This is a genomic window from Pseudonocardia pini, from assembly GCF_013870575.1.
In the GTDB taxonomy this organism is placed as follows: Bacteria; Actinomycetota; Actinomycetes; order Mycobacteriales; family Pseudonocardiaceae; genus Pseudonocardia; species Pseudonocardia pini.
The window spans coordinates 1-9,297 of sequence record NZ_JACBXB010000143.1 but is presented as its reverse complement, the minus strand read 5'-3'; the positions used below and the strand labels follow the sequence as shown (position 1 = coordinate 9,297).

Annotated in this window: 10 protein-coding genes and 1 pseudogene; 3 read left to right on the top strand and 8 right to left on the bottom strand. The window is 70.9% G+C overall.

From position 1 onward, the window contains the following. On the bottom strand, nt 1–471 hold a 471-nt coding region (locus H5J29_RS11225; protein WP_181780873.1), incomplete at its 3' end, for an Lrp/AsnC family transcriptional regulator. A gap of 88 nt (nt 472–559) precedes the next feature. Between H5J29_RS11225 and H5J29_RS11220 the strand changes: the two are divergent. From H5J29_RS11220 to H5J29_RS34935, 3 genes and pseudogenes are all read left to right on the top strand, one after another. Further along, nucleotides 560–1,035 (top strand): annotated as a pseudogene (locus H5J29_RS11220) (VOC family protein). Nucleotides 1,036–1,053: 18 nt separating this feature from the next. Then, a complete protein-coding gene (gene purT, locus H5J29_RS11215) occupies nt 1,054–2,250 on the top strand; it encodes a formate-dependent phosphoribosylglycinamide formyltransferase (protein ID WP_181780872.1) in 1,197 nt (398 codons plus the stop codon). Between the two features lie 540 nt (nt 2,251–2,790). After that, complete coding sequence (locus H5J29_RS34935; RefSeq protein ID WP_246393745.1) at nt 2,791–3,555, top strand: rhodanese-like domain-containing protein; 765 nt, start codon at nt 2,791–2,793, stop codon at nt 3,553–3,555. Here H5J29_RS34935 and H5J29_RS11205 read toward each other — a convergent pair. From H5J29_RS11205 to H5J29_RS11175, 7 genes are all read right to left on the bottom strand, one after another. Then, nucleotides 3,468–4,571, bottom strand: a complete 1,104-nt coding sequence (locus H5J29_RS11205; protein WP_181780871.1) for a lysylphosphatidylglycerol synthase transmembrane domain-containing protein — start codon at nt 4,569–4,571, stop codon at nt 3,468–3,470. The genes H5J29_RS34935 and H5J29_RS11205 overlap by 88 nt on opposite strands. Before the next feature lie 510 nt (nt 4,572–5,081). Next, nucleotides 5,082–5,423, bottom strand: coding sequence for an RNA polymerase-binding protein RbpA (locus H5J29_RS11200; RefSeq protein WP_181780874.1), 342 nt, complete (start codon nt 5,421–5,423; stop codon nt 5,082–5,084). A gap of 35 nt (nt 5,424–5,458) precedes the next feature. Then, complete coding sequence (secG, locus tag H5J29_RS11195) at nt 5,459–5,695, bottom strand: preprotein translocase subunit SecG (protein ID WP_181780870.1); 237 nt, start codon at nt 5,693–5,695, stop codon at nt 5,459–5,461. 368 nt (nt 5,696–6,063) lie between these two features. Next, nucleotides 6,064–6,849, bottom strand: a complete 786-nt coding sequence (gene tpiA / locus H5J29_RS11190) for a triose-phosphate isomerase (RefSeq protein ID WP_181780869.1) — start codon at nt 6,847–6,849, stop codon at nt 6,064–6,066. Next, nucleotides 6,849–8,018: a phosphoglycerate kinase gene (locus H5J29_RS11185; RefSeq protein ID WP_181780868.1), complete on the bottom strand. Its 1,170-nt coding sequence runs from the start codon at nt 8,016–8,018 to the stop codon at nt 6,849–6,851. The genes tpiA and H5J29_RS11185 overlap by 1 nt, the downstream gene beginning before the upstream one ends. Then, on the bottom strand, nt 8,015–9,034 hold the full coding sequence (gap, locus tag H5J29_RS11180) for a type I glyceraldehyde-3-phosphate dehydrogenase (RefSeq protein ID WP_181780867.1): 1,020 nt from the start codon (nt 9,032–9,034) through the stop codon (nt 8,015–8,017). The genes H5J29_RS11185 and gap overlap by 4 nt, the downstream gene beginning before the upstream one ends. Before the next feature lie 78 nt (nt 9,035–9,112). Continuing rightward, a partial coding sequence (locus tag H5J29_RS11175) for a helix-turn-helix domain-containing protein (RefSeq protein WP_281375935.1) occupies nt 9,113–9,297 on the bottom strand: 185 nt, incomplete at its 5' end.

Genomic DNA, 9,297 nt, shown 5'->3' with positions numbered 1-9,297 from the left:
CCGCATACGCAAGCGGTGAACCGCGCCCGACCGGCCGGACCGCCGCGGCAGCGGGCTGGAGTAGACGACGCTCGTCGTCACCCCGCCGAGGCCGGAGATCCGGCCGGTGACCTCCTCCAGGTGCCGCATCGACCGCGCCCGCACCGTGATGACGAAGCAGTCCTCGCCCGTGACGTGGTGCGCCTCGGTGATCTCCGGGGTCGTGCCGAGCAGGTCCCGGAAGGGCTTGTAGTTGCCGCTGGGGTAACGCAGCCGGACGAGCGCCATGATCGGCAGGCCGAGCTTCTCCGGGTCGACCTCGCAGCCGTACCCCGTGATCACCCCCGCGTCCTCGAGCCTGCGGACCCGCTCGGTCACGGCGCTGGGTGAGAGCCCGACGAGCCTGCCGAGGTCCGCGTAGCTCGCCCGACCGTCGCGCTGCAGTGCTTCCAACAGGCGCCAGTCCGTATCGTCCAGGGATTCCACGGTCACACTGGGACCTTAGCGGTGAATCCCCCGCGACCGATGAGTTCTGCGTGTGGCGGTCGTCTTTCGTGTACATCCCGAGAGGAGCCTTCTCATGAAGCAGATCGCCAGCTGCCTGTGGTTCGACGGCCAGGCCCAGGAGGCCGCCGAGTTCTACTGTTCGGTGTTCCGAACTCGGAGATCACCTCCGTGCAGCTCTACCCCGAGGGCGCGCCCGGTCAGGCGGGCCAGGTCATGTACGTGGAGTTCACGCTCGACGGCCGGGAGTTCGCCGGGCTCAACGGCGGGCCACAGTTCCCGCACAGCGAGGCGATCTCGTTCGTCGTGCCCTGCGAGACGTCCGAGGAGAACGACCGCTACTACGCCGCGCTCGTCGAGGGTGGTTCCGAGCAGCCCTGCGGCTGGCTCAAGGACCGCTTCGGCGTGTCCTGGCAGATCGTCCCGCTGGAGGCCGACGCCTGGATGCGGGACCCCGACCCCGAGAAGTCCGGCCGGACCGTCGCGGCGATGCTCCAGCAGTTCGGCAAGCTGGACATCGAGGCGCTGCGGAAGGCGTACCAGGGGACCTGATCTCCTAGGCTGGGCGGCATGCGCAGCTCCATCCGGCTCGGCACGCCGCTCAGCCCCTCGGCCACCCGCGTCATGCTGCTCGGGGCGGGTGAGCTGGGCAAGGAGGTCGTGATCGCCTTCCAACGGCTCGGCGTCGAGGTCGTCGCGGTCGACCGGTACCCCGATGCGCCGGGGCACCAGGTCGCCCACCGCGCCCACGCGATCGACATGACGGACCCCGTGGCGCTCGCCGCGCTGATCGAGCAGGAGCAGCCGCAGTTCGTCATCCCGGAGATCGAGGCGATCGCCACCCAGGCACTGCAGCGGATCGAGGACGCCGGCGTCGCCACGGTCATCCCGACGGCCCGCGCCGCGCGGCTCACCATGGACCGCGAGGGGATCCGCAGGCTGGCGGCCGAGGAGCTCGGGCTGCCCACCTCGCCGTACGCGTTCGCGGACACCCTGCACGAGGTCCGGGCGGCGATCGAGGACGGCATCGGGTACCCGTGCGTGCTCAAGCCGGTGATGTCGTCGTCGGGCAAGGGGCAGTCGGTGCTGCGGTCGACGGACGACCTGCACCGGGCCTGGGACCACGCGATGGCGGGCGGCCGGGTCGCAGGCACGCGCGTGATCGTCGAGGGTTTCGTGGACTTCGACTACGAGATCACGCAGCTGACCGTGCGAGCCGCGGACGGAACGCACTTCTGCGCCCCGATCGGGCACGTGCAGCGCGACGGCGACTACGTCGAGTCCTGGCAACCGCAGCCCATGTCGGAGGCCGCGGCCGCCGCGGCGCGGGACGTGTCGGGGCGCATCACCGAGGCCCTCGGCGGTCGCGGTCTGTTCGGTGTGGAGCTGTTCGTGCGCGGGGACGACGTGCTGTTCTCCGAGGTCAGTCCGCGCCCGCACGACACCGGCCTGGTCACCTTGGCCACCCAGCGGCTGTCGGAGTTCGAGCTGCACGCCCGCGCGATCCTCGGCCTGCCCGTCGACGTCACGCTCCGCTCCCCCGGCGCCTCCGCGGTGATCTACGGAGGGGTGGACGCGAAGGCGGTCGCCTTCGAGGGTGTCGCCGAGGCACTCGCCGTACCCGGCACGGACCTACGCCTGTTCGGCAAGCCAGAGAGTTTCACCAAGCGCCGGATGGGCGTGGCGGTCGCCTCCGCCGACGACGTCGACACCGCCCGCTCCCGCGCCGCGCAGGCCGCGGCGGCGGTGCGGGTGGTGGCCGACTGACGTCCCGGGCTGCAGTCATGATCATCACTCCGACCCATCGCCGTATGTGGCGTCGGGTGGTCACTGATGGGGATCTCGGTCTGGGCTGGTTGCGCGGCTGCTCAGGACAGCCGCGGTCGGGAGCACATGCACAGTCGGCGGGTGCGCTTCGTCGTGGCACATCTGCAACGCGAGCGGATCCGCGCCGATGTCCCACGACAGCGGTCGAGCATCGCCGCCGGCCGACCATGATCGCCGCTTCCGACCCATCCCAGCCGTATGGCGCCTTGGGGGTCACTGATAGCGATCGTGGTCCGGGCCGGTCGGGTCCGACGCGGCGACGCGAACGTTGTGCCTTCGCTCATCGTGGAGCCCGCCGAAGGCGGATCCGGTCCCCTCGCAGTGGCGGCAGGTGGACCCGGCTAACGCCGATGGATCCGGGAGGATGAGCTGTGTGCCGCAGCGATCCAGCACTCTCGCCATGGAATCCACGGTCTTCGGTGCATTTAGCAGTGGATTCTTGCTTCACGTGCACCCGCTACCCACCTACCGTCCCATCCCATGACGATCACCACTACCACCGACGCCGCCGCCTTCTTCGCCGCAAAGCTCGCCTTCGAGACCGACGTGTCGGACGTGCGGGCCGCGCTCGCGAGCGAGGACGCGGAGTTCGTGCTCGTCGACACCCGGAGCCGGGCGGCGTGGGACCAGGGGCACATCCCCGGCGCGGTGCACCTGCCCACCGCAGAGCTGCCGGGCGGGCTCGACCCGAGCCGCCCGGTGGTGACCTACTGCTGGGGGCCGGGGTGCAACGGGGCCACGCGCGGCGCCTTGGGCCCTGGCACGTGCCGGGTTCGCCGTCAGGGAGATGATCGGCGGGATCGAGTACTGGACGCGCGAAGGGTTCCCCGTCGAGTCGCCTTCCGGCACCCACTACCCCGAGCCGGACCCGCTCACCGTCCCCTGCGGCTGCTAGTGGCTGCGCCGCAAGCCCGCTGCGTCTCTGGGCAGGTCCGACCTCAAGACCCGGGTCCGAGGCTCGCATCGGGCAGTACCCGTCGGACCGGGAACGCCGAGTGCCTGACAGCAGTTCCACTGTGTACACCGGCACATCCAGGTTCACACGGGCCAGGCAGCTGGTTCAGAGCGTGCACCAGGTGTAACGCCGAACCGGCATCGCCGCGTGAGTGGGCCTCGGTCGTCGAGAACGTGAGGACCTGCGATGCGGGGACAGCAGCTCAGGTGGGCACCGTTCCCGGTGGCAAGGCGTGCTCGGGTTCCGCGGGGTGGCGGTGGTGCGGGGTGAGGTGGATCTGCGTGGCGTAGACCACCCACCCGGCGAGCGAGAGGCCGAGCCAGGTGATGAGCCGGTAGATGAGCACCGTCGCCGCGGCGGGTGCGGGCGGAGCACCCGCGGCGAGCAGGACCCCGAGCAGGCCGGTCTCTGCGAGGCCTGCGCCGCCGGGCAGGATCTGCAGCGCGATCGACAGCTGGACGGCGAGGAAGCCCAGCGCCAGCGTGGTCCACGGCACCGACAGCCCCATCGCCGCGGCGACCGCGTGCAGTGCGAGGTAGTCCGCGATCCAGCTGGCCGCAGCCGTCACGACGAGGACACCCCACTGCCCCATGGTCGGGTGCAGCAACCCCAGCCTGCCGGCGAGCCGGTCCGCGGTGCCCTCCGGGTCCGACGCCCAACCGCCCCGGCACGTCCGGCACAGGCCGGGCACCCGCCGCCAGGCGTGGACGAGGCCGAGCAGGATCCGGCGCAGCACCGACACGTGCGTGAGCACGGCCCAGAACCCCATGGTCCCGACGACGACGGCTGCGGCCACGACGAGCGCGAACCACAGCGGCATCCAACCGACGGCCCCGATCACCACGATGCCGCCGACCAGCAGGATCACCGTGGACAACGCGCCCGGGAGGAACACCGACCAGGAGGCGAGCGCCGCGTCGACCCCTCGGCTGCGCAGCCGGGCGATCGAGTAGGCGAGTGCGCCCGCCCCGCCGACCACCGGCACCGTGTTCGAGATCGCGTTCTCCGCGAAGGTGATGGCCTGCACGGTCCGGCCCGGCACGGGTGTGCCACCGAGCACGAGCATCCAGCGGTGCAGCTCGCCGTACAGCAGAAGGGCCGCCACCGCGAGCAGCACGGCGACGGAGAGCCAGCCCCAGCTCATCTCGGCGAGGACGTCACCGGCCTCCCGGACGGCGGCCACCATGTCCGGCAGCTGCCAGGCGATGTAGCCGAGAGCCGCGAGGACGAGGACCCAGTGCAGGATCGCCTTCACATGCCGCAACGGCCAGCCCAGGGCGCCACGCAACGCGGTTGCAGCGGCCATGCCCCGTCTCCCCTCGGTCCGCTCCCAGGTTAGCCGCGGCCACCGACAGGAAATCGCGACACCCGTCTCACCTCGGCCGGACGGACCTGCGTACGCACCTCCATCCACCCGCACGTTGGACGGAGCGAGGTCCCCGCCCCTCTCGAACGGCCCACCGCGCGACGGTGCCGTTCGTGCAGACGGGTCGGGAGGGTGCCGCCTGCGCGACCACACCACCCCGAGAGCGCCGCCCGTCCAGGCCCCGCCGCACGACAGTGCCGGCCCGTGCAGACCTTCCGCGCGACAGAGCCGTTCGTCCAGACCGGTCGAGAGAGGTGCCGCTCGCACCACACGTCAGTGGTGATCGTGCAGACCTCTCGCACGAGAGTGCGGGTGGTCCGGTCCCACGGCCTCCGCCGCCCCCGAGTAAGCGCGGCCGTCTCTCGAACGACACGGGGGGGCGCACAGCAGAACGCGCCGCGACCCTCATCGGGTGCGGCGCGTGCTGTGTCGCTCAGAGCTCGAGGATGCTCAGAGCTCGCGGGAGGAGCGGAGGCGGGCCAGGGCCTCCTCGAGGATGGCGGCGCCGTCCTCGTCGCTGCGGCGCTCCTTCACGTACGCGAGATGCGTCTTGTACGGCTCGTTGCGCGGCGCGGCGGGCGGTGCCGCCTGCTCGCGGCCCGCGGGCAGTCCGCAGCGCGGGCAGTCCCAGAACTCCGGGATCTCGGCCTCGGCCGCGAAGGACGGCCGGGTCTCGTGACCGTTCGCGCAGAAGTACGGGATCCGCTCGCGCGGCGCGGTCTCGCCCCGCTCGGACTCGCCCATCGGGCCCGCCCCTACCCGGGTGCCGCGGATCGCGTTGCCGCCGGACATCGCCATGGTGTCTCCTCGTTCTGGGTGCTGGGGTCCTAGACCCCGACCTTCACCAGCAAGCCGGTACCGATGATCGCCACGATCCAGATGGCCGCGGTGAACAGCGTCAGCCGGTCCAGGTTCTTCTCCGCCACGGAGGACCCCGAGAGGCTGGACTGCACCCCGCCGCCGAACAGGCTCGACAGGCCGCCACCGCGACCGCGGTGCAGCAGGATGAGCAGCACCAGCAGCACGCTGGAGACGATCAGCACGATCTGAAGTGCGAGGACCATTCCACTCTCTCTCGCCGCGGGCCCGCTCGGCGTGGCCCGGCTCGCCCGGAAGGATGTCCAGACTAACCCGCCCACGCCCACGTCGTCCGCAGGGGTCGTACCGGTGGGTCGTCGGAGGCCGACGCGCCGTTACGACCCGTCGGGACAACGAGCCGCGCGGACCCCGGGTTCCCGGCGCGAGCAGTGCACGTTTCGTGCTCTCAGCGCGGTGCGGACAACGCTGAGAGCACGTCAACGGCGATCTTGCCGCGTTGAGAGCACGAAACGTGCGATCTTGAGGGCGCGGCAGGGCAGGGCGGGGGGAGGCGGGCGGAACGCGAACGGGCACCTCCGTCACACGGAGGTGCCCGTTCGGGTCTCGGTACCGGTTACGGGAGGGGGCCGCCCGCGGCGATGGCGCTGAGCTGGGCGAACTCGTCCGCGTCGAGCGAGGCGCCGCCCACGAGGGCGCCGTCCACGTCGGTCTCCGCGACGATCTCGCCCACGTTCTTGGCCTTCACCGAACCGCCGTAGAGGATGCGGATCGCGTCCGCGACCTCCGGCCCGTACAGCTCGCGCACCTGCTCGCGCAGCGCGTGGCAGACCTCCTGCGCGTCGGCCGGGCTGGCGACCTTGCCGGTGCCGATCGCCCAGATCGGCTCGTAGGCCACGACCACGGAGCCGATCTGCTCCGGCGTGACCTTCTCCAGCGCCGCGACAAGCTGTGCGGTGGTGTGGCTGACCTGGGCGCCGGACTCCCGGACGTCGAGCCCCTCGCCGACGCAGAGGATCGGCGAGATGCCGTTCTTCAGCGCGGCGTGGACCTTCGCGTTGACCGTCTGGTCGTCCTCGCCGTGGATCTCCCGACGCTCCGAGTGCCCCACGACGACGTACGTGCAGCCGAGCTTCGCCAGCATCGGACCGGACACGTCCCCGGTGTAGGCCCCGGAGTCGTGCGGCGAGAGGTCCTGCGCGCCGTGGACGATCTTCAGCTTGTCCCCGTCGATCAGGGTCTGCACGCTGCGGATGTCCGTGAACGGCGGGATCACCGCCACGTCGACGTGCGCGAAGTACTTCTCCGGCAACGCGAAGGCGAGCTTCTGCACCAGCCCGATGGCCTCGAGGTGGTTGAGGTTCATCTTCCAGTTGCCGGCGATCAGCGGCTTGCGGGCCATCAACGCTCCAGGACTGCGACGCCGGGGAGGGTCTTGCCCTCCAGGAACTCCAGGGACGCTCCGCCACCGGTCGAGATGTGCGAGAACCCGTCCTCCGGCAGCCCCAGCGCCCGCACGGCGGCCGCGGAGTCCCCGCCGCCCACCACGCTGAACGCGGACGAGGAGACGATCGCCTGCGCCACCCCGCGGGTGCCCTCGGCGAACGGGGCCAGCTCGAACACGCCCATCGGCCCGTTCCAGAACACCGTCTTGGCCGTGGACAGCACGGCGGCGAACTCCGTCACGGACTCCGGGCCGATGTCCAGGCCCATCCAACCGTCCTCGATCCCGTCGACCGGGACGGTGCGGGTCGCCGCGTCGGCCGCGAAGCGGTCCGCCACCACCACGTCCGTGGGCAGCACGATCTTGCCGGACTCCAGCAGCTTCCGGGCGTTGTCGATCTGCTCGGACTCGAGCAGCGACGAGCCCACGCCGTAGCCCTGGGCGGCCAGGAACGTGAAGCACATCCCGCCGCCGACGAGCAGCGAGTCCACCTTGGGCAGCAGGGCCTCGATCACGGCGAGCTTGTCCGACACCTTGGACCCGCCCAGCACGACCACGTACGGCCGCTCGGGAGCCCCGGTGAGCGTGCGCAGCACCTCGACCTCGGACAGCACGAGACCGCCCGCGTAGCCCGCGAGGTCCTCCGCGACGTCGTAGACCGACGCCTGCTTGCGGTGGACCACGCCGAACCCGTCCGACACGAACGCCTCCGCGCCGGTCAGGTCCGCGAGGTGCTTGGCGAACGCGGCCCGGTCGTCGTCGTTCTTGGAGGTCTCCCGCGGGTCGAACCGGATGTTCTCCAGCAGGACGACGTCCCCGTCGTGCAGGTTCGGCAGGGGCCCGTCCAGCGGGACCAGCTTCACCGGCGCGCCGAGCAGCTCACCGAGCCGCGCGGCGACCGGGGCCAGCGAGAACTCCGTGTCCGACGACGACGTGGGCCGGCCGAGGTGCGCCGTGACGACGACCTTGGCCCCTGCCCCGGAGAGCTCGGAGAGCGTGGGCACGGACGCGCGGATGCGCCCGTCGTCGGTGATCGTCTCGCCGTCGAGGGGGACGTTGAGGTCCGAGCGGACCAACACGGTTCGCCCGGCCACCCCCTCGTCGACCAGGTCGGAGACGGTCTTCACAGCTTCGACGCCACCAGCGCGGTGATGTCGGCGAGGCGGTTCGAGTAGCCCCACTCGTTGTCGTACCAGCCGACGACCTTGACCTGGTTGCCGATGACCTTGGTCAGACCGGCGTCGAAGATCGTGGAGTGCGGGTCGGTGACGATGTCGCTCGACACGATCGGGTCCTCGGTGTACTTGAGGATGCCCTGGAGCGGGCCGCTCTCGGCGGCCGCCTTGTACGCGGCGTTGATCTCCTCGGCCGTGGCCTCCTTGCGCACCTCGACCGTGAGGTCGGTGGCCGAGCCCGTGGGGATCGGCACGCGCAGCGCGTACCCGTCGAGCTTGCCCTTGAGGTGCGGCAGGACCAGCGAGATCGCCTTCGCGGCACCGGTCGACGTGGGCACGATGTTGATCGCGGCGGCGCGGGCGCGGCGGAGGTCGGAGTGCGGACCGTCCTGCAGGTTCTGGTCCTGCGTGTACGCGTGGATCGTGGTCATCAGACCCTTCTCGATCCCGAGCAGGTCGTCGAGCACCTTGGCCAGCGGCGCGAGGCAGTTCGTGGTGCAGGACGCGTTCGAGATGATCGACTGCGACCCGTCGTACTCCGCGTCGTTCACGCCCTTGACGATGGTGAGGTCCTCACCGCTCGCCGGCGCCGAGATGACGACCTTCTTCGCGCCCGCCTCGAGGTGCTTGGAGGCGCCCTCGCGCTTGGTGAAGAAGCCCGTGGACTCGACCACGACGTCGACGCCGAGGTCCTTCCAGGGCAGCTCGGCGGGGTCGCGGTAGGACAGCGCCTTGATCGACTTGCCGTCGACCACGATCTCGTCGTCCCCCTTCAGCTCCACCGAGTACGGCAGGCGGCCGAGGATCGAGTCGTACTTGAGCAGGTGCGCGAGCGTCGCGTTGCTGGTGAGGTCGTTGACCGCGACGATCTCGATGTCGGTGGTGCCGGCGGTGCGCTGGGCGTCCACCGCCCGCCAGAAGTTGCGGCCGATGCGGCCGAAGCCGTTGACGCCTACCCGGACGGTCACACGTACCTCCACTGGTCGTTGCTTTCGAACGCGGCCAACCCTATAGGCAGGGCAGGCCCAGTGCGCGTGACCTGCGCTTCACGCCTCTTCGAGCATCTCCGGGGTGACCGCCGACTCCGTGTCGGGGATCCCCAGGTCGGCGGCACGCTTGTCCGCCATGTGCAGCAGGCGCCGGATCCGGCCCGCGACCGCGTCCTTCGTCATGGGCGGCTCGGCGAGCTGGCCGAGCTCCTCGAGCGACGCCTGGGTGTGCTCGGCGCGCA